Source organism: Streptomyces viridifaciens (assembly GCF_001888885.2).
GTDB classification, from domain to species: Bacteria; Actinomycetota; Actinomycetes; order Streptomycetales; family Streptomycetaceae; genus Kitasatospora; species Kitasatospora aureofaciens.
Genome location: NZ_CP090841.1, coordinates 2,783,255 through 2,808,077, shown reverse-complemented (window position 1 = coordinate 2,808,077; position 24,823 = coordinate 2,783,255). Strand labels below are relative to the sequence as shown.

Sequence of the window (24,823 nt, the reverse complement as noted above, 5' to 3'; positions counted from 1 at the left end):
CACCTGTGCCGATCTCCCTCGCCCCGCAGCTTCACCAGCTTCACCGAGACAGACATCCGAACATTCGGAGCCCGGGGAACCAGGCTCCGCGAGACGCCGAGAGGAGGCGAAGACAGTGGGAAACATCATGATCACCAAAATGACTGGCCAGACCGTTGTCGCTGCCTCCCTGCGTGCCGCCCGTCTGCGGGCGCTCGCCGAGCTCGGTGGAACCGGTCTGGGTCTCGACGCCACCGGTGTCTCCGTCGCCTCCGCTGTCAGTGGTCTTGGACACACTGATCTGTGCCTCACGGGCGGCAGGAGTGTCGAAGGCACCGCTGTCGAGACCGGTCTGTCCCGTGACTGGGCGTCGGTCGACGCGTCGCGTCCCGAGCGCGATGAGCGACCGACCCAGGCACCGAAGGCGGCCGTAGCCGCCGCCATGCATGGCGGCTATGCGCAGGTCATCGGTGCCGGAAACGCCCAGAAGCAGAACGAGCAGCAGATCAACCAGGCCACGGCCGCCTTTATCGGCGCCAAGGCCATCCGGATGCGGGCCTTCCGCGGGCCTGAACCCTGGAGAGAACGAACCTGAGCCAGCCTCAGGTCGGCACCTCCAGGGCCGCGGAACCCGTCACACCGGGATCCGCGGCCCTTCTGTTTTGTCCGGTACGCAAGACCACCCCAGGCCCTCCGGGGCCTCCGGCCCAGCACCACCAGTCCACTGGGCCGGAACCACTGAGAAGACGAGGAAGACGCCCACAGTGTCCACGGTCATCACGCCGCCCATCCCGTCCGTACCGCCGACAAGCCAGATCACCAAGGCCGACCAGGCCGACCCTCCGGAGGTTCCGTTCATGCAGCTCAACTCGATCGAGCAGGCCGAGGCGCTCGGTCTCCCCATCCCTTGCCGCGCCTTCGACCCCGAGGTCTTCTTCGCCGAGACGCCCGCCGACGTCGAGTACGCGAAGTCCCTCTGCGGCACCTGCCCGGTGAAGGAGGCCTGCCTCGCCGGCGCCCTGGAGCGTCGCGAGCCGTGGGGCGTCTGGGGCGGCGAGCTGTTCGTCCAGGGTGTCGTCGTGGCCCGCAAGCGGCCGCGTGGGCGTCCGCGCAAGACCGAGGTCATGGCGTGAACCCCGCCGAGCACGTCAGGGCCGTCCGCCGGGGCGAGCAGCCCCCGCTGGACACCGCCCTCCGCCGGTCCGTACGGATCGCCGCCGCCAAGGCCGACACAGCGGCCAGCACCCGCCCATTCCCGAGCACGCACCACGAGCAGGACCACCACATGACCCCCGCCGCCATCGATCCCACCGTCCGCGCCGAGCAGACCACTGAACTTCAGATCCAGAACAGGACCCTCGAAATGCAACTCCTGCATGAATCCCTGGCCCGTGCCCATATGCAAGACAGGCTCCACGAGGCCGAGGAACAACGCCTCGTCAGCCGGGTCGTCCGGGCGCGCAAGCTCCGGCAGCGGGCCGAGCGGGCCTCCATGCGGGCGCGCAAGGCGCTCGCCGTCGCGCTGATGTAGGCGCACCGCCGCTGATCCGACTGACCCCCGTCGTGCCGCAGGCCGCCCCCCGTTCGAGGGGAGCGGCCTGCGGCCGTTGCGGTCGGCTGCCGTCGTCGGTCGTCCTTGGGTGCTCCCTCAGGGACGGGCGGGCTTGGTGGTCGTCCTGGCCGGCGCCGTGGTGTGCTTCGCGGGCCCGGCCGCCTTGGCCGGGTTCGCGGCCTTCGCAGGCGGCTCGTCGGAGAACTCGGGCAGCCACTCCAGCATCTCGGCGCGGAACGGTGCCTTGGCACCCAGCTGGCACAGCACCCCGATGGTGCTCAGCGTCACCCGGTGGATCAGCAGGTACGCGGGGGGCAGGTTCAGCTGCTTGCCCAGGTTGTAGGCGGGAGAGCGCGGATCGGCGATCCGGGCCGCCTGGGCGCGCATCCAGGCCCGGGTGAAGTGGAAACTGTCCACGGCAGCCGGCTCGATGATCGGCAGCAGATAGTCCAGCACCGCGTCCGGGTCCAGCTGGATCGAGGGCTTCACGAAGCCCTCCTCGCGGAGCATCTTCAGCACGCCCGCGGCGTCCCCGGCCAGTGCCATCCGCAGCGAGGCCCCGATCGGCGCGGGCAGCCCGCCCGGCAGCCGGTCCACCGTGCCGAAGTCCAGTACCCCGAGCCGCCATCCCTCGGCCGGGCCGTCGTCCTTCAGCAGCCGGAAGTTGCCCGGGTGGGGGTCGGCGTGCAGCAGACCGGTCCGGGACGGCCCGGCGAACAGGAACCGGGCCAGCAGCTGCCCGGCGCGGTCACGCTCCTCCTGGGTGCCGTTCGCGATCACCTCGGCCAGCGGGGTGCCGTCCATCCACTCGGTTACCAGCACCTGGTCGGCCTGTGCCACCACGACCGGCACCACGATGTCCGGGTCGCCGGCGAACTCCTCGGCGTGCCGACGCTGGGCCTGGGCCTCCAGCTCGTAGTCCAGCTCCTCCGAGACGCGCTCGCGCAGCTCGTTGATCAGCGGCTTGATGTCCAGCCCGGGGATCAGCGGGCCGACCAGCCAGGCCACCCGGCTCAGCTGGGAGAGGTCGGCGAGCAGCGCGTCGCCCGCGCCCGGGTACTGCACCTTGACCGCAACCTGCCTGCCGTCGTGCCAGACCGCCCGGTGCACCTGGCCGATCGAGGCGGCCGCCGCCGGGCGGTCGTCGAACTCCAGGAACAGCTCGCGCCAGTTGCTCCCGAGCCGCTGGGCGAGCGCGGTGTGCACCTTGGCGGCGGGCATCGGGGGAGCGGCGTCCTGCAGCTTGGTGAGCGCCGCCCGGTACGGCCCGGCGACCTCCTCGGGCAGGGCGGCCTCGAAGACGGACAACACCTGCCCGAACTTCATCGCCCCGCCCTTGAGCTCGCCCAGGACCTTGAACAGCTGGTCGGCGGTGGCCTGCTGGAGCTCGGCCGTCACCACCTCGGCGGATCGGCCGCCTATGCGCTTGCCCAGTCCGAGCGTGGCGCGGCCGGCTATCCCCAGCGGCAGGGCGGCGAGCCGTGCCGTGCGGGTCACTGCCTTGCGCGGAAGATCGCTCACCCGGGCCTCCAATCGCCTGGCCCCCCGACACCGGACGGCCCACCATCACTAGGCCATTGTGCCCGCTTCCTGGTCTGCTCCCGCCGGTATTTCACGGGGGACGACGGGCGGTGGCCTTCCTTTGCGGGGAGCTGGGCGGCTCGGTCTGGTGGGGAGTCGCCGGTGGCGGACTCGGTCGTGCGGGCGGTGGCCTGGTGTGGGCCGGGCGGCGGTGCGGGGTGATGCTGTTTCGGTGGTCGTCACAGGAAGTCGGCGGGGCCGACTTCCTGTGACGTGGGGTGTCAGGCGTCGGCTTGGGTGGCGCGGCGGTAAGTGGCCAGGTGGACGCCGGTCCTGGCGGTCGTGGTGGAGACCAGCTCCAGGGTGCGCCGCACGCCGTCGGCCGGGAAGAGCGACTTGCCGCCGCCGAGCAGTACGGGCATCACCATGAGCCGGAGTTCGTCCACCAGGTCCTCGCCGAGGAGGGAGCGGACGAGGGTCGGGCTGCCCATGATCAGCAGATCCCCGCCGTCGGCCGCGCGTTGCCCCCGGATCCAATCGACGGCCGCGGTGCCAGGGACGAGGGTGCTGTTCGTCCAGGTGAGGTCAGCTTCGTCGAGGGTGTCGGAGACGACGTACTTCTTGATCGAGTTCATCCGGTCGGCGAGCGGGTCGCCGGCCCGCTCGGGCCAGGCGGCGGCCATGGTGCGCCAGGTGCGGCGGCCGAACAGCAGGGCGTCGGTGCTGCTCATCGCCTCGTTGATGAACGGGCCGATGGTCTCCGGGTCGAAGAACGGGTGGGACCAGCCGCCGTGGGCGAAGCCTCCGTCGGTGTCCTCCTGCGGGGCGCCGGGGGCCTGGACGACGCCATCGAGGCTGATGAACTCGCTGATCACGATGCGCATGGGGTGCTCCTCCGGTGGCTTGCTCGGGGTTGTGCAATGGAGACCGGGGGGCCGGGCGAGACTCATTGCCCGTAAGTAGTGACCCTGGTCACATTGTTGACGCTTCGGGGGCCCGCCCCCCTCCCCCCCACCCCCCCGCTCGCCCTCCTCCTCCCGCCTCACCCGCCGGCTGCCCACCCGCCTCCAGCCCTCGCTCCGCTCCTTCGGAACAGCGGCTCCGCCTCTCCCGGCCCGCGCCCTGCCCCGGGCAGGGCGCGGGCCATGGGCTCACCTGGCCATGGGCTCACCTGGCCATGGGCTCACCTGGCCGGGCGTTCCGCCCGTTTCGGTCGGGGCCTCAGGTCCGGCGGCTGCTGAGCCCTGCAGCCGCCGGGCCCGGGCCCGGTACCTTGCTCGTTCCTCGCTCCCTCTCACCCCGGTGGCAGCGGCTGCCACAGACAGCCGCAGTCCGGGTGTCCTCGTAGCCGTAGGCGGCGGGGCATCCCGTCGCCCGCCGAGATCTCGCACCAGCCGTCCACGCTCGGCGGTCGGCCGCCGTCCAGGTACACCTGGACGTGCAGTGCCGCCAGGCCGGCGACGGCCGTCGCCAGGGCGGTGTCGCAGGCCGGTGTGCGGGCCCGGCCGGGGCCGTTGTCGGCCAGCTGGGCCAGGACCCGCGGCCAGGCCGCGTCCTCGTCCTCCCGCCGCAGCACCAGGCAGTGCCCGCAGGCCGACCGTCCTGGGATCACCAGCGGCCCGATGATGCCGAACTCCTCGACCACGCCCACGTACAGGTGGGGCACCCCGGCGCGGAGCAGCAGCCGGGCCTCGTACGTCCCGCCTGCGAAGGCGGCGCTGCCGTCCCGGGGCGCGAGGACCACGAAGTCGGGTGGCGGGTCGTCGGACTTCCGCCGTGGCACCGGGACCAGTGGTCGGCCCGTGGCCCGCTGCACCGTCTCCCGGGCGACCGTCGAGCGCAGCCGTCCGACGTCTGCGGGTGGCAGCCCCGCGGGCGAGCAGTCGGCGGGCTGGACCCGCCCGCTGTCAGCCACCGTGACGCTGCCGGTGCCGCCGGCGGCGAGCACCGCCGCCACGGCCGCGCCGACCCGGCCCGCGCCGCGCACCTCGATCCGGGTCTCGGCCCGCCGGGCCAGGACCGCCGGTGCGGCGCCCGGGCCGGAGTGGACCAGGGACAGCGAGGCGAGGTCGGGCCCGAGCAGGTCCCGGTGGGGCCGGGGGAAGTGGGAGAGCGCCCGGTCGGTCGCTTCCGCGTCGTCCAGCAGCCCGGTCTCCTCCAGTTCGCTCAGCAGCGTGTCGGCGGGTTCGCGCCCGAGGCCGATCCGCTCGCCGGCGGACAGCAGCTCGGGTCGGTCGCGCGTTCCGTCGACGAGTTCGAGGAACTCGCACAGCGTCTTGTCGGCGTTGCCGAGCACCCCGGCGTACCGGGTGACGGTGCCGAACTGCAGGGTCTCGGAGTCCCGCCAGCTGCGGGACAGAGCGGGCTTCAACACGAGGCGCACGACGATCTCCCTTCCGATCGTTTCCGGACGGCTGACCGCAGCATGCCCCATCGCGCAGACCGCGCGCAGAAAGTTATCCACAGGCCTGGAGTTATGATCACAACATCTGTTCGCGCACCTTGTGGATAACTGCCCATCCCCTCTGGCGTCGGTTTCCGGACACCCCCTGTCGGCCTTTCGTTCCCGATCGCTCCATGAAAGTTTTCGGCCACGGCACCGGACTTCTGTCAGCCGCACCGGGTAACGTCGTGTGCCATGGCAGCCGAGCGGGACTCCCATCGATCGGCGTCGCGTCGGCGTGCCCGTGCAGCGACCGGGTCGCAGGTGGCGGCGCCGAGCACGCGCGGGCGCCCGGACGGGAAGCAGCGCGAGAAGCAACACGAGAGCCAGCAGGCGGCGTCGCAGCTCCCGCCCTCCGGTGCGCTGCCCCCGGAGGGGCACGACCGCAGCCGGGTCGAGGTGCGGCGCAGCGCGCGCCGCAGCCGTACCGTCTCCGCCTACCGCGAGGGCGATCGCACCGTCGTCCTGATTCCGGCCCGGATGTCGCACGCCGAGGAGCAGCGCTGGGTGACGCAGATGCTGGAGAAACTCGCCGCGCAGGAGCGCCGGCGGATCCTCGGGGACGACGCCCTGATGGGCCGGGCCCGGGAGTTGTCGGCGGCCTACCTGGGCGGTCGCGCCCAGCCGGTCCAGGTCCGCTGGGTGACGAACCAGAATTCGCGCTGGGGCTCGTGCACGCCCAGCGAGGGGACGATCCGGCTGTCCCACCGGTTGCAGGGCATGCCGGAGTACGTGCTGGACTACGTGCTGTTGCACGAGCTGGCGCACCTGCTGGTGCCGGACCACGGCCCGGCGTTCTGGGCGCTGCTGGAGGCCTATCCCCGAACTGAGCGGGCCCGCGGCTATCTGGAGGGCGTGGTGTCCGCCGCGCGGCTGCCCCACATTCCGGGTGCCCGGCACGGCGCGCCGAGTCCGGATCCGGCGGCCTCCTGCGGCTGACGGGGCCTGGGGCGCCGAGGAGGCCCGAGGGGCTGAGGCGGCTTGAGGAAGACTGACCGAAAAGGGGGCGCGGGCTCATCGGCCCGCGCCCCCTTGGCGCGCTTCACCTCAGTCGGTCAGGCGGTCAGCCGCCGTGCCCGGGCGACCAGGTCGCGCACCGAGTGGTCGGTGAGTTCCGGCAGCCGGTCGAAGTCGAACCAGCGCAGGTCCAGCGACTCCTCGCTGATCAGCGCCTGCGCCCCGGCCGGGGCCAGCGCGATGTACTGGACGTCCAGGTGGGTGTTCTCCGGCCGGTCCTTGCCGGTGCAGCGGACCTGGTGGCGGTCCAGCTTGGCGGGGACGGGGGCACCGTTCTCCCGCAGCAGGGTGAGGTCGGGGATGCCGGACTCCTCGACGGCCTCGCGCAGCGCGGCGGAGGCGAGGTCGGCGTCGCCGGGCTCGCAGTGCCCGCCCATCTGCAGCCACATGCCGACCTTGGGGTGCAGGGTGAGCAGCACCCGCCCCGCCGCCGGGTCGATGACGGCCGCGCTCGCCGTGAGGTGGGCGGGCAGGCAGGACCGGTACACGCCCTCGGGTTGTTCGGCGAGGTGCGCGAGGTAGTCGAGCCGCAGCTGTTCCTGGTCCTGGTCGGCGGGCCGCCAGTCGGTCAGGGTGCGGACGGCGTCCGCGTGCAGGGTGGACGTCGTGCCCGTCCCGGTGGCCGTCATGCGGTGGGCTCGCCCTTCCCGTCGGTGCCGTCCTGGTCGGTCCCCGGCGCATCGCCCTTCGGCCGCTCGTCCTTGGTGAGGTCGGGCTTGCCGGCCGCGGCCTCGCCGAGCAGCTTGTCGAGGGCGTCGAAGTCGAAGCCGCCCTCCAGGTCGCCGCTGCCGCGGTGCACGAAGGCGTCCGGGTCGTCCAGGTCGGCGGCGGTGGGCAGCATGTCGGGGTGCTGCCAGAGGGCGTCGCGGCCCTCGATGCCGCGGGCGTCGGCGAGCAGTGCCCACAGCCGGGCGGCGTCGCGCAGCCGGCGCGGGCGCAGTTCCAGGCCGACCAGGGTGGCGAAGGTCTGCTCGGCGGGCCCGCCGGCGGCGCGGCGGCGGCGAACGGTCTCGCGCAGCGCGCCGGCCTGCGGCAGGTGGGGTTCGGCAGCGGCGTGGACGACGGCGTCGACCCAGCCCTCGACCAGCGCGAGGGCGGTCTCCAGGCGGGCGAGCGCGGCCTTCTGCTCGGGAGTGTCCTCGGGCTGGAGCAGGCCTCCGGCGAGGGCCTCCTGGAGGGCCTCCGGGTTGCTCGGGTCGAGCTGGCCGGCGAGTTCCTCCATGCGGGAGGTGTCGACCTTGATGCCGCGGGCGTAGGCCTCGACGGCGCCGAGCAGGTGGGCCCGCAGCCACGGCACGTGGGCGAAGAGCCGCTGGTGGGCGGCCTCGCGCAGGGCGAGGTAGAGCCGGACCTCCTCGGCGGGCACGTTCAGGCCCTCGCCGAACTCGGCGACGTTCTGCGGCAGCAGGGCGGCCTTGCCGGCCGGGGCGAGCGGCAGGCCGACGTCGGTGGAGCCGACGACCTCGCCGGCCAGGGCGCCGAGCGCCTGGCCGATCTGGGTGCCGAACATGGCGCCGCCCATGGAGCGCATCATGCCCATCAGCGGGCCGGCCATGGCCTGCATCTCCTCGGGAAGGACGCCGCCCATGGCGGTGCCGACGCGCTCGGCGACGGGGTCGACGAGGTCCTTCCAGACCGGGAGGGTGGCCTCGATCCACTCGGCGCGGCTCCAGGCGACGGCGGTGCCGGCGCCGGAGGGGAACTCGGTGACGCCGTCGAGCCACAGGTCGGCCAGGCGCACGGCCTCCTCGACGGCGGCGCGCTCGGCGGCGCCGACCGAGCGGTCCTTGCTCTTGCCCTCGGCGGGTTCGGCGACGACGGTCTGCCGGGCGATGTTCTGGGCGAGTTCCCAGTTCACCGGGCCGCCCTCGAAGGAGAGCATCTGTCCGAGCTGCTGGAACGCGGCGCCGAGGTCACCGGGGTTCAGGCCGCCGAACATCGCGCCGAAGGGGTTGTCGGCTCCGGCGCCGCCGGGGCCGCCCGGGGCGCCGGGCATGCCGAACATCGCGCCGAAGGGGTTGCCGGCTCCGAAGCCGAACGGCTGGGGGCCGCCGCTGCCTTCCTGGCCCTGCTCCTTCTTCTGCGCGTCGTCGGGCTTGGCCTTGCCGTCCTCGGGCTCCTCGGGCGGAACGCCGAATCCGAAGGGAAGGTCGCTCACGGGGTCCTCGATCCGGTCGGCCGTCATGCGGGTGTGGCGGGAAGTGCTGCCGCCCGGGGGTCCGGTGGAGCGGGGGACTCGTGGGCGGCTCCCGCACGCAAGGCCCGCGCCGGGTGCACCGCCGGGCCTTCGCCTCGGGCAGGATGGACGTACGTGACACACGTCCGTACGCACATAAGCTAACCGTGGAGGATGGCCGGTGAGTTCCCCGCCCTCGGACGTTCGCTCTGGGCTGACCGCAGGAGAGGACGACCCGGACACCACGGTGTCGCCGCCTCCAGCCTACGGCGGGCGGCCGTTGACCGTGGCCGTCACCGGCGCGGCGGGGGTGCTGGGCGAGCGGGTCGCGGCCCGGCTGGTGGCCTCGCCCCACGTGCGCAGGGTGCTGGCGGTGGACGACCGGCGCGGTGAGGTCGCGGGCGTGCAGTGGCGGGTGCTGGACGTGCGGGATCCGGCGGTCGCCGAGCGGCTGGCCGGGGTCGACGTGGTGGTGCACCTGGCGATGGACTTCGGCATGGAGTCCGATCCGCGGGCCCGCAGCGCCTACAACGTGCGCGGCGCCCAGACGGTGCTGACCGCGGCCGCGGCCGCCGGGGTGCACCGGGTGGTGCTCTGCACCTCCGCGATGGTCTACGGCGCGCTGGCCGACAACGAGGTGCCGCTGGCCGAGGACTCCGAGCTGCGGGCGACGGAGGAGGCCTCGCTGGTCGGGGACCTGCTGGAGATCGAGCGCCTGGCCCGGCGGGCGCCGCGGGCCCACCCCGGCCTGCAGGTGACGGTGCTGCGCCCGGCGGTGGTGGTGGGTCCCGGGGTGGACACCGTGCTGACCCGGCACTTCGAGGCGCCCAGGCTGCTGGTGGTGGCCGGTTCCCGCCCGTGCTGGCAGTTCTGCCACGTGGAGGACCTGGCGGCGGCGTTGGAGTACGCGGCGCTGGGCCTGGTCGAGGGCGAGGTGACGGTCGGCTGCGACGGCTGGCTGGAGCAGGAGGACGTGGAGCGGCTGTCGGGGATCCGGCGGATGGAGCTGCCGGCCGCGCTGGCGCTCGGGACGGCGGCCCGCCTGCACCGGCTGGGCCTGACCCCGGCCCCGGCGGGGGACCTGGCGTACACCATGTACCCGTGGGTGGTGTCCGGCAGCCGGCTGCACGAGGCGGGCTGGCGGCCGGAGTTCACCAACGAGCAGGTGCTGGCGGAGCTGCTGGCGCAGGTGTCCGGCAAGCACGCGGTGGCGGGGCGACGGCTGGGCGGCAAGGAGGCGGCGACCAGTCTGGGGGCGGCCGGGGCGACGGTGGCGCTGGTCGGTACGGCGGCGCTGGTGCGCCGGGCCCGCAAACGGCGACGCTTCTGATCCGAGGGACTCCCGGGCGGGCCGGACGAGCGGTGACGAACGGCCGGGCATCGAACGGGCCGCCTGGATTCTCACGATGCGAAATTTCGCAATCGTGATGCGGAAGCCCCTTGCCGGGGGCGGACCCGGATGGGGAATCATGGAGTCATGTCCGAGAACCACGACCCCATCCGCCTGCTCGCCATCCGTGAGGCCCCGCTCTCCCTGGACGAGGTGTACGAGGCGGTCGGCGACGACGCGGCCGGCGGCACCACCGTCTTCGTCGGAACGGTCCGGGACCACGACGGCGGCAAGTCGGTCTCCGCGCTGGAGTACAGCTGCCACCCCACGGCCGAGGATGAGATGCGCCGGATCGCCGAGAAGGTCGTCGCCGACTTCCCGGTCAAGGCGCTCGCGGCGGTGCACCGGGTGGGCCGGCTGGAGATCACCGACAAGGCCGTGATCGTCGCCGTCTCCTGCGCGCACCGCGGGGAGGCCTTCGCAGCCGCCCGCCGGCTGATCGACGACCTCAAGCACGAGGTGCCGATCTGGAAGCACCAGGTCTTCGCCGACGGCGAGGAGGAGTGGGTCGGCGCCGGCGGCTGCTGACCGCCACCCGCACCCCGCACCCCGGCATCCCGGCATTGCGCGCCGGGCATCCCGCACCCCGGCATCCCGCGCCAGGTACCCCGCACCCGACGGCCCTTGCCCGACGGCCCTCGCCCGGCGGCCTCCGCCGCGCTGCCTCCGGGCGCCGGTCCCGACCGCGTGCGGCGGAACCGGCCGCACACGGAGCGCGTCCCCCGGGTCAGGCGCGCCGCGGTCTCACCCGAACGGGTCCGGTGCGGTGGGCCGAATACTCCATGGAAGTGAGCCGATCGGCCGTCCCGTAACCCGGACGGCGCCGGTCGAGTTGTCCGCCGGAGTGGTTAATCTGCTCATAGACACGACGAGCTGGGAGTACTGATATGGGTGCGCTCGCCTGGTTGATCATTCCGGTTGTCGCCGTCCTGGTCGCCGCCGCCTGGGCGAGCTGGGCCCAGCGGGCCCCGAAGGCGACGGGGGACCCGGCCTCCCTCGCCGAGCACCGGCGCTTCATGGCCGCGATGGAACGCACCACGGCCGGCACCTCCGCGCCGGGGGAGCACTCCGGTCGGTAGCCCGGCGGGCGCCGCGTCACCCGCGTCCCGTACTGTCGTGGCATGCCACGCCGCTCCGCGACGATGCTCGCTGCCACCCTGCTGCTCATAGCGCTGCTCTGCGTCTCGGTGCTGATGAAGGTGCCGTACACGGAGATGAGCCCGGGCCCGACGTACAACACGCTCGGCGAGCAGGGGGGCAAGCCGGTGATCACCATCACCGGTCACGACTCGTACCGGGCCTCCGGGCACCTCAACATGACCACGGTGCAGGTGACCGGGGCGAAGTACGAGCCCAGCCTGGTCAACGCGGTGATCGGCTGGATGCGCGACGACGTGCTGGTGGTGCCGCACGACAACGTCTACCCCAAGGGCCAGTCCGACGCGGACGCCAAGAAGCAGAACGCCGAGGAGTTCGCCTCCTCCGAGGACAGCGCCCGCACCGCCGCGCTCAAGCAGCTGGGCGTCCCGGTCGGCAACGAACTGATCGTCAAGTCGGTCACCGCGGGCGCCCCGGCCGAGGGCCGGCTGCACGCGGGGGACCAGATCGTCGCGGTGGACGGCGCCGCCGTCGACTCGGTCGACCAGGTGGTCGCCGCCGTCACCAAGCACAAGCCCGGCGAGTCGGTGGTCTTCACCGTGGTGCCGCGCGTCAAGGACACCTCCGGCAACGGCTCGGCCACCCCGGGCGCGAAGACGGACGTCACCGTCCCGACCGTGCGGGCCAAGGACCTCGACCCGAAGGCCCCGGCCGAGCGGGCCGAGCTCGCCGTGGTCGGCATCGGCACCGGGATCCGGCACACCTACCCGTTCCAGATCGACATCGGCCTGCAGGACGTCGGCGGCCCCAGCGCCGGGCTGATGTTCTCGCTCGGCATCGTCGACAAGCTCACCCCCGGCGGCGACCTCACCGGCGGCAAGTTCGTGGCCGGCACCGGCACCATCGACGACGACGGCAAGGTCGGCCCGATCGGCGGGATATCGATGAAGCTGATCGCCGCCCGGGACGCCGGGGCCCAGTACTTCTTCACCCCGTCCTCGAACTGCGCCGAGGCCACCAAGAATGTGCCGTCCGGGCTGACCCTGATCAAGACGGACACCCTGGACGGCGCGCTGAAGTCGCTGGAGCAGATCCGCTCCGGGCAGACCTCCGCGCTGCCGTCCTGCCCCGAGTAAGACCGTCGGGCAAGACCCGTCAGGCAAGGGCGTCGGGTGAGACCGCCGGGCGAGGGCTCAGGAGAAGGTCGCCAGCAGCGCGTCGGTCAGGCCGGGCACCAGGTCCGGGCCGGTCAGCACCTCGCGGGCGACGTCCTTGGAACGCAGCCGCAGGGCGATCTCCTTCCGGCCGTCGCGCAGCACGGCGGCGGTGATCCGCACCTCCTCGCGCTTGGGGTGGTTGGCGACCCACTCGGCGAGCTGGGCGTCGGAGGCGCCGCGGGGGCGGGACTGCTCGGCGCCCGGCGGCAGCATCAGCCGCTCGACGACCAGGGCGCAGCCGGCCACAGCGTCGGGCCAGGCGATGGTGCCGAGGAACTTGTCGAGTTCGGTGCCGGCCGGGATCTCTTCCTGCTCGACCGGGGTGAGGCCGGGCTCGTCGCCGTCGGAGAGGCCGAGCTGCTTGGCGATCCGGGGGTCGGCCTTGCGCAGGGCGGCGCTGTCCACCAGGGCGAACAGTCGGGCCGGGAGGTCCCAGCCGAGGGTGGCGGCGTACTCGTCGATCTCCAGCGCGGCCCGGGTGAGCGGGGTGGCGGCGGGGAGCTTGGAGACGTCGTCGGGGGAGTTGTTCAGATCAGACGCGTCGGACATGACTCAATCCTCACACGCCGGGCGGTGGGCGCTCGCCGGAGCGGCCGGGGGAGAGGGCGGGAGGGAACGCGGGAGGGCGCGGGGACGGGGGCGGTGGGGGCGGCGTAGTAACCGTCTGCTAACGGTGGGAACTCGACCAAAGCCTGGTTAAGTTTCTCTGACGACCGACCGATTCCAGACGACACAGCTGAGGTGCCACCGTGGTATTCCAGATGCCGGAACGCTCAGGGCCGGGTTTCCGGCGGAGGGTGGGCCCGCCTTCCCGGCGGGCGCGGGTGGCCCTGCTGACCCTGGGCGTACTCGCGGTGCTGTTCCTGCTGTTCGTCATGTTCGCCGGGTTCTGGACGGACTGGCTGTGGTTCAGGTCGGTCCACTACTCCTCGGTCTTCACCACCCAGCTGTGGACGAAGATCGGGCTGTTCGCGGTGTTCGGCCTGCTGATGGCGGTGATCGTCGGCTTCAACATCTGGCTGGCGCACCGGCTGCGGCCGCCGCTGTCGGCGATGTCGGTGGAGCAGCAGAGCCTGGACCGCTACCGGGCGGGGCTGGCACCGTTCAAGCGCTGGGCGCTGATCGGCGTCTCGCTGGTGATCGGCCTGGTGGCGGGCGCGGCGGCGTCGGGCCAGTGGCGGACCTGGCTGATGTGGACGAACGCGACGCCCTTCGGCGAGAAGGACGCCCAGTTCGGCATGGACGTCTCGTTCTACGCCTTCGACCTGCCGTTCTACGAGTTCGTGCTGGGCTTCGCGTTCAGCGCGGTGATCGTCTCGCTGCTGACCTCGGCGCTGGTGCACTACCTGTACGGGGGGCTGCGGCTGCAGGGTCCGGGCCGTCGGGCGAGCGCGGGCGCGCAGGGGCACCTGGCGGTGCTGCTGGGCGTGTTCGTGCTGCTGAAGGCGGTGGCGTACTGGTTGGACCGGTACGCGCTGGCGGTGAAGACCGGCTCCTACAAGGGGGTGTCGGGCTGGACGGGCCTGCGCTACGTGGACGCCAACGCGTTCCTGCCGGCCAAGACGATCCTGTTCTTCGTCGCGATCATCTGCGCGGTGCTGTTCTTCCTGACGCCGATCCGCCGCACCTGGGCGCCGGCCCTGATCGGGCTGGGGCTGATGGTGCTGTCGGCGGTGCTGATCGGCGGCCTGTACCCGGCGATCGTGCAGCAGTTCCAGGTCAAGCCGAACGAGCAGGCCAAGGAGACGCCGTACATCCAGAAGAACATCGACGCGACGCGGCAGGCGTACGGGATCGCGGACGCGAAGACCACCCCGTACAGCCCGCAGGGCTCGACCACGGGTGACGCGCTGAAGCCGGACGCGCAGACCGTCGCGGACGTGCGGCTGCTGGACCCGAACATCGTCTCGCAGACGTTCCAGTCGCTGGAGCAGCAGCGCAACTACTACGCGTTCCCGAGCACGTTGTCGGTGGACCGCTACGGCACCGGCGCGGACAAGCAGGACACCGTGATCGGCCTGCGCGAGCTGGACCTCAACGGGGTGCAGCGCAACTGGATCAACGACCACTTCAAGTACACCCACGGCTACGGCGCGGCGGTCGCCAAGGGCAACCAGGTCGACGACAAGGGCGGCCCGGTGTTCACCGAGTCCGGCCTGCCGACCACCGGTGCGCTGGGCGACTACCAGCAGCGGATCTACTACGGCGAGAAGACGACGACGTACTCGATCGTCGGGGGCTCGAACAAGGAGATCGACTACACCGACGTCAAGACCGGCCAGAACGTGGAGTACACGTACGCCGGTGACAGCGGTGTCTCGCTGGACAACCCGGTCACCCGGGCCGCGTACGCGGTGCGCTTCGCCGAGCCGCAGATCCTGTACGCGGGGGCGATCACCGACGGCGCCAAGGTGATCTACAACCGGACGCCGAAGGAGCGGGTGGAGAAGGTCGCGCCGTGGCTGTCGATCGACGCCGACCCGTACCCGGTGGTGCAGGACGGCCACGTGGTGTGGGTGGTGGACGGCTACACCACCTCCGACGGCTTCCCGTTCTCGTCGAAGACGACGCTGGGCACCGCGACCAAGGACTCGCTGACCAACCAGCGCGGTGAGCTGCTGACCGTCGCCAACCAGGTCAACTACATCCGCAACTCGGTCAAGGCCACGGTGGACGCCTACACCGGCGAGGTGAAGCTCTACCAGTGGGACGAGAAGGACCCGGTGCTGAAGACCTGGATGAAGGCCTTCCCGGGCACGGTCGAGCCGAAGGCGGACATCCCGGCGTCGCTGCTGCCGCACCTGCGCTACCCGCAGGACATGTTCAAGGTGCAGCGCGACCTGCTCGGCCAGTACCACGTGACCGACGCCAACTCCTTCTTCAACGGCAGCGACATCTGGCAGGTCCCGGTGGACCCGACCAGCGACACCAAGCAGGTCCAGCCGCCGTACTACGTGACGGTGCGCACACCGGACGCCGCCGCCGCGAGCTTCTCGCTGACCAGCACCTTCGTGCCCAACCAGCGGCCCAACCTGGCGGCCTTCATGTCCGTCAACGCGGATCCGGGCGACGACTACGGGAAGATCCGCATCCTGAAGATGACGGGCGAGAGCGGGGCCCCCGGCCCCGGCTTGGTGCAGTCGAAGTTCAACTCCCGCCAGGAGGTGGCCTCGCAGATCTACGCGCTGAAGACCGGCGGGGACACCGAGCTGGAGTACGGCAACCTGCTGACCCTGCCGGTCGGCGGCGGGCTGCTGAACGTCGAGCCGGTGTACGTGCGCGGGCGCGGCGCCAAGTACCCGACGCTGCAGAAGGTCCTCGCGGTGTACGGGGACGACAACGTGGCGTTCGAGAACACCCTCGAGGACGCGCTCAAGAAGCTGTTCGCCGGGCAGGCCCCGCCGGCCACGCCGGTGGCACCGTCCAGCCCGGGCGGCGGGACGGCCCCGGGTGGCGGCACGACGCCGGGCGGCGGCACCACGCCGGCCCCGGGGACGCCGACTCCGACGCCGACCGGTCCGGGCACCCCGGCGCCGGGCGGGACGATCTCGCCGGAGCTGCAGAAGGCGCTGTCGGACGCGGAGAAGGCGTACAACGACAGCCAGACCGCGTTCAAGAACGGCGACTGGGTGGCCTACGGCAACGCCCAGAAGGCGCTCGGGGACGCCCTGAAGGCGGCCGACGCGGCCCGCGGCGGCAGCCCGGCGCCGGTGCCGACGGCCGCGCCGACCGGGTCGGGGGCGCCCAGCCCGCACCCGTAGTCCCCGCTGAGCTGCGGTGACCGTTTTTGGTTCCACCCCGTGTCCGTGCTACGGTTCTTTCACCGACGCGGGGTGGAGCAGCTCGGTAGCTCGCTGGGCTCATAACCCAGAGGTCGCAGGTTCAAATCCTGTCCCCGCTACACAGTGACAGTGGCCCGGAGGATCATTCCTCCGGGCCACTGTCGTTTTCGTGCTATTGTTCTATCACCGACGCGGGGTGGAGCAGCTCGGTAGCTCGCTGGGCTCATAACCCAGAGGTCGCAGGTTCAAATCCTGTCCCCGCTACACAGTGTCAGAGGCCCGGAGGATCATTCCTCCGGGCCTCTGACGTTTCCCGCGATGTTTCCGTCCGGAAGCGGTGGGAACCGCTCCGGTACTATCGACCGTCGCCAACGGGGGCGGCACCGGGGTTTGTGGGGTGGAAGTGTCGGGAAATCGACAAAGCGCCGAAGCAATTCCGTCGGCTTCAGGGCTGCCCCGCCCGAATTCGGCCGAGGCAGGTGTACGCGGGTAGCGGGTGATGCGACGATGGGACACACGGGGGACGGTGCACGGCCGCTGATGGGCCGTCGGGTCCGGCGCCTCTCCTGGGAGAAGTCCCCCCGGCCGTCGGCCGGGGCACGATGCCGCGACACTCTGGGGGAGCGGGAGTCGGCATGAGGCTGATCGGCAAGTCGGGCACCAAGTCGGGTGCGGCCGTCGAGGCGGACACCGACGCCTGGGCGGAGAGCGCTGAGAGCCCCGACAACCGCCCCGGGGCCCTGCCCGCCCAGCGCACCAGCGGACTGTCCGAGCGCCCCGCGGCCGGCGGTTTCGGGCCCGACAGCCTCGTTCACGTGTCCACCCGTCAGTTCTCCGCCGCCGTCGGCCCGTACGGCGCGGGTGGTGAGGAAGCGCCCTCCGGCGCCGCGCTGGACCCGGCCGGGCTGGACCCGACCAGCTTCGAGACCGCGCTGGCCGCCCGGGAGTCCGCCGCCCTGGAGGCCCGGCACCGGCAGGCCGCCGACGACGGCGACCCGGAGGCCGCCGGCCGGCTCGGCACCCTGCTGCTGCGCCGCGGCGACCTGGAGGACGCCGAGCCCTACCTGCGCGCCGCCGCGGCCGCCGGGCTGCGGGCCGCCGCCAACAACCTGGGCGTCCTGCTGCACCAGCAGGGCCACCGCGCGGAGGCCGGCCAGTGGTGGCGCCAGGCGGCGGTGGCGGGCAGCGCCCCCGCCGCGCACGCGCTCGGGCTCCAGCTGCGCGACCAGGGGGAGGAGGAGGCCGCCGAGTACTGGCTGCACTTCGCCGCCGACCACGGCCACCCGCTGGGCGCCTACGCGCTCGGCGACCTGATGGAGCACCGGCGCGACGTGCGGGCCGAGCGCTGGTTCAAGGTGTCCGCCGATGCCGGGCACCGGGAGGCCGCCTACCGGCTGGCCCGGATGCGCGAGGCCGCCGGGGACAAGGAGACCGCCGAGGCCTGGTACCGCACCGCAGCGGCCCGCAGCCACGCCCGCGCCGCGCTGCGCCTGGGCGTGCTGCTGGAGGAGCGCGCCCGCACGGACCGGTCGCTGCTGGAGGAGGCGGCCCGCTGGTACCGGCAGTCCGCGCAGAACGGCGAGCCGCGCGCGGCCTGCGCGCTCGGCTTCCTGCTGCGCGACTCCGGCGACATCGCCGCGGCCGCCGAGTGGTGGCAGGAGGCCGCGGAGGCCGGCGACGGCAACGCCGCCAACGCGCTCGGCGCGCTGCACGCGAGCCGCGGCGAGGCCAAGGAGGCCGAGCACTGGTACCGCACCGCCCTCGACGCGGGCGACCAGAACGGTGCCTTCAACCTCGGCCTGCTCTGCGCCGGCACCGGACGCGACCAGCAGGCCGAGCAGTGGTACCGCCGGGCCGCGTACGCCGGGCACCCGGAGGCCTGCAACGCGCTGGCCGTGGTGCTGCTGCAGCGCGGCGACGAGTCCGGCGCCGAGCCGTGGTTCTCCAAGGCCGCCGAGGCCGGCAGCGTGGACGGCGCCTTCAACCTGGGCGTGCTGCACGCCGGACGCGGCGAGGCGCGGCAGGCCCAGGAGTGGTACGCGAGGGCGGCCGCCGAGGGCCACGGCGAGGCGGCGCTGCAGCTGGCGGTCGCCCAGGAGCAGCGCGGCAACCTGGCGGGCGCCCTGGAGCGCTACCGGCAGGCGGCGGCGGGCGGTTCGGCGGAGGGTGCGTTCCGGCTGGCCTCGGTGCTGGACCGGCGTGGGGACGCGGACGCGGAGGCCGAGCACTGGTACGCGCTGGCGGCCGACGCCGGGCACCGGCGGGCGCAGGTGCGGATGGGTGTCAGGGCGGCCGAGCGCGGGGCGCTGGAGATCGCCGAGAGCTGGTACCGGCGGGCCGCCGAGGCGGGCAGCCGCAGCGCCGCGTTCAACCTGGGGCTGCTGCTGGCCCGGCAGGACAGCGAGGCGGAGGCGATGCTCTGGTACACCCGGGCCGCCGACGCCGGGCACGGGCGGGCGGCGCTGCGCCTGGCGCTGCTGGCGCTGCGTCGGGGCGAGCCGGTGCAGGCAGAGAACTGGTGCCGGCGGGCGATCGACTACGGGCCGGCCGAGGTCGCGGAGCGGGCGGGGCGGCTGCTGGGCGCGCTGCACGCGGAGCTGAGCGCGTAGCCGAACCCGTACCCCGGTACGGCTTCGAGGGGGCGGCAGCCTTGCGGCCGGTGGGTCACGGCCCGGCGGTCGGGTGGTCGGCGGCCGGGCGGCCGAGGGGTCAGGGCCGGCAGTCGGGGCACAGGCCGCGGTAGGTGACCTCGGCGGTGGCGACGGCGAAGCCGAAGCGTTCGGCGGCGGGCAGCGCCGCGAGCGGGTCGCCGTGGGGATGGACGTCGCGGATCGCGCCGCACCCGGAGCAGACCAGGTGCTGGTGGGCGCGGTGGGCGTTGGGGTCGTAGCGCTTGGCGCGGCCGTCCGTGGCGACCTCCAGCACCTCGCCGAGGGCGACCAGTTCGCCGAGCGTGTTGTAGACGGTCGCGCGGCTGATCTCGGGCAGGCGGCCGGCGGCGCGGGCGTGCACCTCGTCCGCGGTGAGGTGGACGTGCTCGCCGTCGAGGACCTCGGCCACCACCCGGCGCTGTGAGGTCAGCCGCCAGCCGCGTCCGCGCAGTCTCTCCAGCAGATCGCTCATGGGACCAGAATAAGTCACGCTCCGAGATTGGTGCCAGTGTTGACTTAGACGAAGTCCAAGTTAGGATCGTGTCATCACGACCGGACCCCTCGGAGGCACCCCGTTATGACCACGCAGGACGAGCTGCGCCCGACCCTCACCACGGCGGCCGGCGCCCCCGTCGCCGACAACCAGAACACCGAGACCGCGGGTGTCGGCGGCCCGGTCCTGATCCAGGACCAGCTGCTGTTCGAGAAGCTCGCGCACTTCAACCGCGAGCGGATCCCGGAGCGCGTGGTGCACGCCCGCGGCGCCGGCGCGTACGGGACCTTCACGGTGACCGCCGACGTGACCCCCTGGACCCGCGCGGCCTTCCTGTCCCGGGTCGGCAAGCAGACCGAGGTCTTCCTGCGCTTCTCCACCGTGGCCGGCAACCTCGGCGCGGCCGACGCGGTGCGCGACCCGCGCGGCTTCGCGCTGAAGTTCTACACCGAGGAGGGCAACTACGACCTCGTCGGCAACAACACCCCGGTGTTCTTCATCAGGGACGCCGTCAAGTTCCCGGACTTCATCCACACCCAGAAGCGCGACCCGTACACCGGCTCGCAGGAGGCCGACAACGTCTGGGACTTCTGGGGCCTGTCGCCCGAGGCCACCCACCAGGTGACCTGGCTGTTCGGCGACCGCGGCATCCCGGCCAGCTACCGGCACATGGACGGCTTCGGCTCGCACACCTACCAGTGGCAGAACGAGGCCGGCGAGCACTTCTGGGTCAAGTACCACTTCAAGACCGACCAGGGCATCCGCAACCTCACCCAGGCCGAGGCCAACCGGCTCGCCGGCGAGGACCCGGACAGCCACCAGCGCGAGCTGCGCCAGGCGATCGAGCGAGGCGAGTTCCCCAGCTGGACGGTGCAGGTCCAGATCATGCCGGCGGCCGACGCGGCCACCTACCGCTTCAACCCCTTCGACCTGACCAAGGTCTGGCCGCACGCCGACTACCCGCCGATCGAGATCGGCCGGCTGGAGCTCAACCGCAACCCCGACAACGTCTTCGCCGAGGTCGAGCAGTCGGTGTTCACCCCGGCGAACTTCGTGCCCGGCATCGGCCCGTCCCCGGACAAGATGCTCCAGGGCCGCCTGTTCGCCTACGCCGACGCCCACCGCTACCGGGTCGGCATCAACGCCGACCACCTGCCGGTCAACCGCCCGCACGCCACCGAGGCCCGCACCAACAGCCGCGACGGCTACCTGTACGACGGCCGGCACGGGCGGCAGAAGAACTACGAGCCGAACAGCTTCGGCGGCCCGGTGCAGACCGGCCGTCCGCTGTGGGCCGCGACCGCGGTCGACGGGTACACCGGTAACCACGCGACGCCCTCGCACGCCGAGGACGACGACTTCGTGCAGGCCGGCAACCTGTACCGGCTGTACACCGAGGAGGAGAAGCAGCGCCTGATCGCCAACCTGGCGGGCTTCATCGCCAAGGTCTCGGCCGACCGCGAGGACATCGTGGAGCGCGCGATCGACAACTTCCGCAAGGCCGACGCCGACTACGGGCAGCGGCTGGACGCGGCGGTCCGGGAGCTGCGCAAGCAGTAGGGCGGACCGGGAGGGCGGCGGGCCCCTCGACCAGCTCCCACTGGTCGAGGGGCCCGCAACCATGTGCGTCGGGGGCTCAGACGGAGAGGCGCCGCAGGGTCTCCTCGTGCAGCAGACCGTTGCTGGCGACCGCGTCCGCACCGCCGGGGCCGGGGATGCCGTCCAGGCCGGTGAAGCGGCCGCCGGCCTCCTCCACCACGATGCAGGGCGCGGCCATGTCCCACAGCGACAGCTCGGGCTCGGCGGCGATGTCCACGGCGCCCTCGGCGACCATCATGTAGGACCAGAAGTCCCCGTACGCGCGGGTGCGCCAGCAGGCGCGGGTGAGGTCCAGGAACGGGTCGAGGCGGCCGCGGTCCTCCCAGCCGGTGAGGGAGGAGTACGAGAAGGAGGCGTCCTCGATCCGGGAGACGCCGGAGACGTGGATCCGGGAGGCCTTGGCGAGGCTGCGGCCCGCGTACGCGCCCAGGCCCTCGGCCGCCCACCAGCGGCGCTGCAGCGCCGGAGCCGAGACGATGCCGACCACCGGGCGCTCGACGCCGTCCGGGCCGTCCTCCAGCAGGGCGATCAGGGTGGCCCAGACCGGGACGCCGCGGATGTAGTTCTTGGTGCCGTCGATCGGGTCGATCACCCAGCGGCGAGGGCCGGAGCCCTGCAGGCCGAACTCCTCGCCGAGGACGGCGTCGCGCGGCCGGGCGCGCTGGAGCACGCTGCGCACCAGCTCCTCGGCGGCCTTGTCGGCGTCGCTGACCGGCGTCAGGTCCGGCTTGGTCTCGATCTTCAGGTCGAGGGCGCGGAAGCGCTCCAGGGTGACCGAGTCGGCCGAGTCGGCGAGGACGTGGGCGAGTCGGAGATCGTCGTGGTAGTCGGCCATGTCGGAAACCCTAGCTCAGTGCGGGGGCCCGTCTCAGTGGGCGAGCAGGCTCAGTGGGCCGTGCCGCTGAGCTGGAGGCCGATCACGCCGGCGATCACCAGGGAGATGGAGACCAGCTTGAGCACCGAGGTGGTCTCGTCCAGGAAGACCATGCCGTAGACCGCGGTGCCGGCCGCGCCGATGCCCGTCCACACCGCGTAGGCGGGGCCGACCGGCAGGCTCTTCAGCGAGAGGGTGAGCAGCCCGAAGCTGCCGAGCGCGAACACGCAGAAGCTGATGGTGGGCCAGAGCCTGGTGAACCCCTCGCTGAGCTTGAGGTTGATCGCGAAGCCGGTCTCCAGCAGGCCGGCCAGGACCACCAGGGCCCATGCCATCGCGTGCCCTCCCTGTCGATCGACGGACGGGCCGTGCCCGGCCCGACTTTCCTATGATCGCCAGGGAGAGCCCGTCCGACACCTCGAACGGGCCACCGACCCGAGGGACGGCAGAGCCGTCAGTCGCCCTCGCGGGCCTCCTTGCTGGACAGCAGGCGGCGCAGCGAGTAGAGCCGGGCGGCCTCGGCGTGGCCGTCGGCGACCCAGGCGTCCAGGGCGCAGTCCGGCTCGTCGTGGCTGCACGCGCGCGGGCAGTCCACGGTGCCGGGCTCCAGGTCGGGGAAGGCGTGGATGACCCGGGACGGGTCGATGTGGGAGAGGCCGAAGGAACGGAAGCCGGGCGTGTCGATCACCCAGCCGGTGTCGAGCGCCTTGCGGGAACCGGGCTTGGCGCCGGGCGGCGGGGGCAGTCGCAGGGCGAGGGCGGAGACGGTGGTGTGCCGGCCGCGGCCGGTGACGGCGTTGACGTGGCCGGTCTGCCGCCGGCGGTCCGGGACGAGGGCGTTGACCAGGGTGGTCTTGCCGACGCCGGAGTGGCCGATGAACACCGTGGACAGTCCGCGCAGGTGCTCGCGGACGGCCTCGGCGCCGACGGTCTCCAGTTCGTCCCGGCGGGTGACGACGTAGTTGATGCCGAGCGGGGCGTACGACTCCAGCAGCGGTTCGGCCGGGGCGAGGTCGGACTTGGTGAGCACCAGCAGCGGTTCCATGCCCGCGTCGTAGGCGGCGACCAGGCAGCGGTCGATCAGCCGGGGGCGGGGCTCCGGGTCGGCCAGGGCGGTGACGATGGCCAGCTGGTCGGCGTTGGCGACGACGATCCGCTCGTACGGGTCGTCGTCGTCCGCGGTGCGCCGCAGCACGGAGCTGCGCTCCTCGACCCGGACGATCCGGGCGAGGGTGTCGGTGTCCCCGGAGAGGTCGCCGACCAGGTTGACCACGTCGCCGACGACGACGCCCTTGCGGCCCAGCTCGCGGGCCTTCATGGCGACGACCTGGCGCTCCTGCTTGGTCCCCGGGTCGACCAGGCAGGTGATCCGGCCGCGGTCGACGGTCAGCACCATCGCCCCCTCGGCGTCCTCGTGCTTGGGCCGGATCCGGGTCCGCGGCCGGGAGCCCCGGCGGGCGGGGCGGTTGCGGATGTCGTCCTCGTCGGCGTCCTTGCCGTAGCGGCGCATGGCTCCAGTCTCCGCTCAGGCGTCCGTCGCCGCTCCGCCGTCGCCGCCGCCGTCGACGCCTTCGCCGAGCAGCTCCGCCCACATCTTGGGGAAGTCGGGCAGGGTCTTGGCGGTGGTGGCCACGTTCTCCACCCCGACGCCGGGCACGGCGAGGCCGAGCACCGCGGCGGCGGTGGCCAGGCGGTGGTCCTCGTAGGTGTGGAAGACGCCGCCGCGCAGCGGGCGCGGGCGGATCCGCAGACCGTCCTCGGTCTCGCTGACGTCGCCGCCCAGGTCGTTGATCTCCTTGGCGAGGGCGGCGAGCCGGTCGGTCTCGTGCATGCGCAGGTGGGCGATGCCGTACAGGTGGGACTCGGAGTCGGCGAGGGCGGCGACGGCGGCGATCACCGGGGTGAGCTCGCCGACGTCGTGCAGGTCGGCCTCGATGCCGTGGATCCGGCCGGTGCCGGTGAACTGCAGGCCCTCGTCGGTGAACTCGCAGGCGCCGCCCATCCGGGTGTAGAGGTCGCGCAGCTGGTCGCCGGGCTGGCTGGTGTGCTTGGGCCAGTCGCGCACGGTCACCCGGCCGCCGGTGACCAGAGCGGCGGCGAAGAACGGGGCGGCGTTGGACAGGTCGGGCTCGACCACCAGGTCGCGGCCGAGCAGGGCGCCGGGGGTGACCCGCCAGACGTCCTTCTCGCCGCCGTCCTCGGGGGCGTCGACCTGGGCGCCTGCCAGGCGCAGCATCTCGACGGTCATCCGGATGTGCGGCAGCGACGGGACGGGCCCACCGACGTGCCGGACCTCCACGCCGTGGTTGTAGCGGGCGCCGGAGAGCAGCAGGGCGGAGACGAACTGGGACGAGGACGAGGCGTCCAGCTCGACCGGGCCGCCGTCGAGGCCGCCGGTGCCGTGGACGGTGAGCGGGAAGCTGCCGCGACCGCCGTCCTCGATCCGGGCGCCAAGCGCGCGCAGGGCGTTGATCACACCGTGCTGGGGGCGCTCGTGGCTGCGCGGGTCGCCGTCGAAGTGGACCGGGCCGTCGGCGAGGGCGGCGAGCGGGGGCAGGAAGCGCATCACCGTGCCGGCGTTGCCCACGTCGACGTTGGCGGGACCACGCAGCACGGGGGCGGGGATGACCCGCCAGGCCTCGCCGCCGCCGGTGCCGCCGGAGTCGTTGTTGACCTTCTCCTCGATGGTGACCCCGAGGGCGCGCAGGCCGTCGGCCATCAGCTGGGAGTCGCGGCTGCGCAGCGGGCGGCGCACCCAGCCGGGCCCGTCGGCGAGGGCCGCCAGCACCAGGGCCCGGTTGGTGACCGACTTGGAGCCGGGGATGGTGACGGTGGCGTCGACGGGGGCGGTGGCGACGGGGGCGGGCCACGGGGTCTCGGTCATGGGGGCCAGTCTAGGGGCCGTACCGGAACGGTCCGGATTCTGGACTGTTGACTCGCCCGCTCGCCTCCGGGCCGCTCCGGACCCGGTGCCGGCGCTCGTCGCTCCGGCGCTCGTTCCTCGCTTGTCGCTCCTCCCTTTCGGCACCGG

22 protein-coding genes and 2 tRNA genes are annotated in these 24,823 nt (G+C 72.8%); 13 read left to right on the top strand and 11 right to left on the bottom strand.

From position 1 onward, the window contains the following. Positions 1–115 precede the first annotated feature (115 nt). The 3 genes from BOQ63_RS19510 (at position 116) to BOQ63_RS19500 (ending at position 1,510) form a co-directional block, all read left to right on the top strand. Positions 116–574: a hypothetical protein gene (locus tag BOQ63_RS19510; protein WP_050366588.1), complete on the top strand. Its 459-nt coding sequence runs from the start codon at positions 116–118 to the stop codon at positions 572–574. Between the two features lie 169 nt (positions 575–743). After that, on the top strand, positions 744–1,112 hold the full coding sequence (locus BOQ63_RS19505; protein WP_370863281.1) for a WhiB family transcriptional regulator: 369 nt from the start codon (positions 744–746) through the stop codon (positions 1,110–1,112). A gap of 77 nt (positions 1,113–1,189) precedes the next feature. Further along, on the top strand, positions 1,190–1,510 hold the full coding sequence (locus BOQ63_RS19500; RefSeq protein ID WP_046386918.1) for a putative WhiB-interacting protein: 321 nt from the start codon (positions 1,190–1,192) through the stop codon (positions 1,508–1,510). A 117-nt stretch (positions 1,511–1,627) separates the two neighbouring features. Here the strand turns inward: BOQ63_RS19500 and BOQ63_RS19495 are convergent, their stop codons facing one another. The 3 genes from BOQ63_RS19495 to BOQ63_RS19485 all read right to left on the bottom strand — a co-directional run bounded on the left by BOQ63_RS19495 (position 1,628) and on the right by BOQ63_RS19485 (position 5,435). After that, entirely contained in the window at positions 1,628–3,052 is a 1,425-nt protein-coding gene (locus BOQ63_RS19495) for an ABC1 kinase family protein (protein ID WP_046386915.1), read from the bottom strand. Between the two features lie 281 nt (positions 3,053–3,333). After that, complete coding sequence (locus BOQ63_RS19490; protein ID WP_030287513.1) at positions 3,334–3,936, bottom strand: dihydrofolate reductase family protein; 603 nt, start codon at positions 3,934–3,936, stop codon at positions 3,334–3,336. Between the two features lie 410 nt (positions 3,937–4,346). After that, positions 4,347–5,435 carry a TOMM precursor leader peptide-binding protein gene (locus BOQ63_RS19485; RefSeq protein ID WP_050366587.1) on the bottom strand — a complete coding sequence of 363 codons (1,089 nt, stop codon included), beginning with the start codon at positions 5,433–5,435 and terminating at the stop codon, positions 4,347–4,349. A gap of 423 nt (positions 5,436–5,858) precedes the next feature. Between BOQ63_RS19485 and BOQ63_RS19480 the strand changes: the two genes are divergently transcribed. Next, entirely contained in the window at positions 5,859–6,434 is a 576-nt protein-coding gene (locus BOQ63_RS19480; RefSeq protein WP_046386869.1) for a M48 metallopeptidase family protein, read from the top strand. Between the two features lie 116 nt (positions 6,435–6,550). On the opposite strand, the gene BOQ63_RS19475 is transcribed toward BOQ63_RS19480, so the two are convergent. Together BOQ63_RS19475 and BOQ63_RS19470 are read right to left on the bottom strand one after the other, a co-directional pair. Then, entirely contained in the window at positions 6,551–7,141 is a 591-nt protein-coding gene (locus BOQ63_RS19475; protein WP_030282295.1) for an NUDIX hydrolase, read from the bottom strand. Further along, positions 7,138–8,670 (bottom strand): zinc-dependent metalloprotease, encoded by a 1,533-nt coding sequence (locus tag BOQ63_RS19470; RefSeq protein ID WP_030282293.1) that lies wholly within the window; start codon positions 8,668–8,670, stop codon positions 7,138–7,140. The genes BOQ63_RS19475 and BOQ63_RS19470 overlap by 4 nt, the downstream gene beginning before the upstream one ends. Before the next feature lie 199 nt (positions 8,671–8,869). Here BOQ63_RS19470 and BOQ63_RS19465 point away from each other — a divergent pair, with 199 nt between their 5' ends. From BOQ63_RS19465 to BOQ63_RS19450, 4 genes are all read left to right on the top strand, one after another. Continuing rightward, a complete protein-coding gene (locus BOQ63_RS19465; RefSeq protein WP_072654697.1) occupies positions 8,870–10,018 on the top strand; it encodes an NAD-dependent epimerase/dehydratase family protein in 1,149 nt (382 codons plus the stop codon). Positions 10,019–10,165: 147 nt separating this feature from the next. Beyond that, entirely contained in the window at positions 10,166–10,606 is a 441-nt protein-coding gene (locus BOQ63_RS19460; RefSeq protein WP_223885980.1) for a molybdenum cofactor biosynthesis protein MoaE, read from the top strand. A gap of 377 nt (positions 10,607–10,983) precedes the next feature. Beyond that, positions 10,984–11,157: a hypothetical protein gene (locus tag BOQ63_RS19455; RefSeq protein WP_305953118.1), complete on the top strand. Its 174-nt coding sequence runs from the start codon at positions 10,984–10,986 to the stop codon at positions 11,155–11,157. Positions 11,158–11,199: 42 nt separating this feature from the next. After that, positions 11,200–12,312 (top strand): YlbL family protein, encoded by a 1,113-nt coding sequence (locus BOQ63_RS19450; RefSeq protein WP_030282284.1) that lies wholly within the window; start codon positions 11,200–11,202, stop codon positions 12,310–12,312. 57 nt (positions 12,313–12,369) lie between these two features. Here BOQ63_RS19450 and BOQ63_RS19445 read toward each other — a convergent pair whose 3' ends face one another. Next, positions 12,370–12,942, bottom strand: coding sequence for a PPA1309 family protein (locus tag BOQ63_RS19445; protein ID WP_030282282.1), 573 nt, complete (start codon positions 12,940–12,942; stop codon positions 12,370–12,372). A 212-nt stretch (positions 12,943–13,154) separates the two neighbouring features. Between BOQ63_RS19445 and BOQ63_RS19440 the strand changes: the two genes are divergently transcribed. The 4 genes from BOQ63_RS19440 to BOQ63_RS19425 all read left to right on the top strand — a co-directional run bounded on the left by BOQ63_RS19440 (position 13,155) and on the right by BOQ63_RS19425 (position 18,784). Next, positions 13,155–16,154, top strand: a complete 3,000-nt coding sequence (locus BOQ63_RS19440) for a UPF0182 family membrane protein (protein WP_150475995.1) — start codon at positions 13,155–13,157, stop codon at positions 16,152–16,154. A 66-nt stretch (positions 16,155–16,220) separates the two neighbouring features. Further along, positions 16,221–16,294: transfer RNA gene (locus BOQ63_RS19435), tRNA-Met, on the top strand. Between the two features lie 71 nt (positions 16,295–16,365). Beyond that, positions 16,366–16,439: transfer RNA gene (locus BOQ63_RS19430), tRNA-Met, on the top strand. 371 nt (positions 16,440–16,810) lie between these two features. Beyond that, positions 16,811–18,784 carry a tetratricopeptide repeat protein gene (locus tag BOQ63_RS19425; RefSeq protein WP_223885979.1) on the top strand — a complete coding sequence of 658 codons (1,974 nt, stop codon included), beginning with the start codon at positions 16,811–16,813 and terminating at the stop codon, positions 18,782–18,784. A gap of 100 nt (positions 18,785–18,884) precedes the next feature. On the opposite strand, the gene BOQ63_RS19420 is transcribed toward BOQ63_RS19425, so the two are convergent. Beyond that, positions 18,885–19,298 (bottom strand): Fur family transcriptional regulator, encoded by a 414-nt coding sequence (locus BOQ63_RS19420; protein WP_030282277.1) that lies wholly within the window; start codon positions 19,296–19,298, stop codon positions 18,885–18,887. Between the two features lie 105 nt (positions 19,299–19,403). On the opposite strand from BOQ63_RS19420, the gene BOQ63_RS19415 reads away from it, so the two are divergent. Continuing rightward, a complete protein-coding gene (locus BOQ63_RS19415) occupies positions 19,404–20,879 on the top strand; it encodes a catalase (protein WP_072654694.1) in 1,476 nt (491 codons plus the stop codon). A gap of 76 nt (positions 20,880–20,955) precedes the next feature. Here BOQ63_RS19415 and hisN read toward each other — a convergent pair whose 3' ends face one another. The 4 genes from hisN to aroA all read right to left on the bottom strand — a co-directional run bounded on the left by hisN (position 20,956) and on the right by aroA (position 24,676). Continuing rightward, positions 20,956–21,753: a histidinol-phosphatase gene (gene hisN, locus BOQ63_RS19410; protein WP_030282273.1), complete on the bottom strand. Its 798-nt coding sequence runs from the start codon at positions 21,751–21,753 to the stop codon at positions 20,956–20,958. A 50-nt stretch (positions 21,754–21,803) separates the two neighbouring features. Next, on the bottom strand, positions 21,804–22,127 hold the full coding sequence (locus BOQ63_RS19405) for a DMT family transporter (protein WP_030282272.1): 324 nt from the start codon (positions 22,125–22,127) through the stop codon (positions 21,804–21,806). Positions 22,128–22,246: 119 nt separating this feature from the next. After that, the gene (gene rsgA, locus BOQ63_RS19400; protein WP_030282270.1) at positions 22,247–23,302 is read right to left on the bottom strand and encodes a ribosome small subunit-dependent GTPase A; all 1,056 of its coding nucleotides are present in this window, start codon (positions 23,300–23,302) and stop codon (positions 22,247–22,249) included. 15 nt (positions 23,303–23,317) lie between these two features. Beyond that, positions 23,318–24,676, bottom strand: a complete 1,359-nt coding sequence (gene aroA / locus BOQ63_RS19395; RefSeq protein WP_050366585.1) for a 3-phosphoshikimate 1-carboxyvinyltransferase — start codon at positions 24,674–24,676, stop codon at positions 23,318–23,320. Positions 24,677–24,823: the final 147 nt, after the last annotated feature.

Excerpts from the sequence above, each read along its gene's own strand:
- BOQ63_RS19490 (WP_030287513.1), bottom strand. The coding sequence starts at position 3,936 with ATGCGCATCGTGATCAGCGAGTTCATCAGCCTCGATGGCGTCGTCCAG.
- BOQ63_RS19475 (WP_030282295.1), bottom strand. The coding sequence starts at position 7,141 with ATGACGGCCACCGGGACGGGCACGACGTCCACCCTGCACGCGGACGCC.
- BOQ63_RS19460 (WP_223885980.1), top strand. The coding sequence starts at position 10,166 with ATGTCCGAGAACCACGACCCCATCCGCCTGCTCGCCATCCGTGAGGCC.
- BOQ63_RS19450 (WP_030282284.1), top strand. The coding sequence starts at position 11,200 with ATGCCACGCCGCTCCGCGACGATGCTCGCTGCCACCCTGCTGCTCATA.
- BOQ63_RS19445 (WP_030282282.1), bottom strand. The coding sequence starts at position 12,942 with ATGTCCGACGCGTCTGATCTGAACAACTCCCCCGACGACGTCTCCAAG.
- BOQ63_RS19440 (WP_150475995.1), top strand. The coding sequence starts at position 13,155 with ATGCCGGAACGCTCAGGGCCGGGTTTCCGGCGGAGGGTGGGCCCGCCT.
- BOQ63_RS19425 (WP_223885979.1), top strand. The coding sequence starts at position 16,811 with ATGAGGCTGATCGGCAAGTCGGGCACCAAGTCGGGTGCGGCCGTCGAG.
- BOQ63_RS19420 (WP_030282277.1), bottom strand. The coding sequence starts at position 19,298 with ATGAGCGATCTGCTGGAGAGACTGCGCGGACGCGGCTGGCGGCTGACC.
- BOQ63_RS19415 (WP_072654694.1), top strand. The coding sequence starts at position 19,404 with ATGACCACGCAGGACGAGCTGCGCCCGACCCTCACCACGGCGGCCGGC.
- hisN (WP_030282273.1), bottom strand. The coding sequence starts at position 21,753 with ATGGCCGACTACCACGACGATCTCCGACTCGCCCACGTCCTCGCCGAC.
- BOQ63_RS19405 (WP_030282272.1), bottom strand. The coding sequence starts at position 22,127 with ATGGCATGGGCCCTGGTGGTCCTGGCCGGCCTGCTGGAGACCGGCTTC.
- rsgA (WP_030282270.1), bottom strand. The coding sequence starts at position 23,302 with ATGCGCCGCTACGGCAAGGACGCCGACGAGGACGACATCCGCAACCGC.
- aroA (WP_050366585.1), bottom strand. The coding sequence starts at position 24,676 with ATGACCGAGACCCCGTGGCCCGCCCCCGTCGCCACCGCCCCCGTCGAC.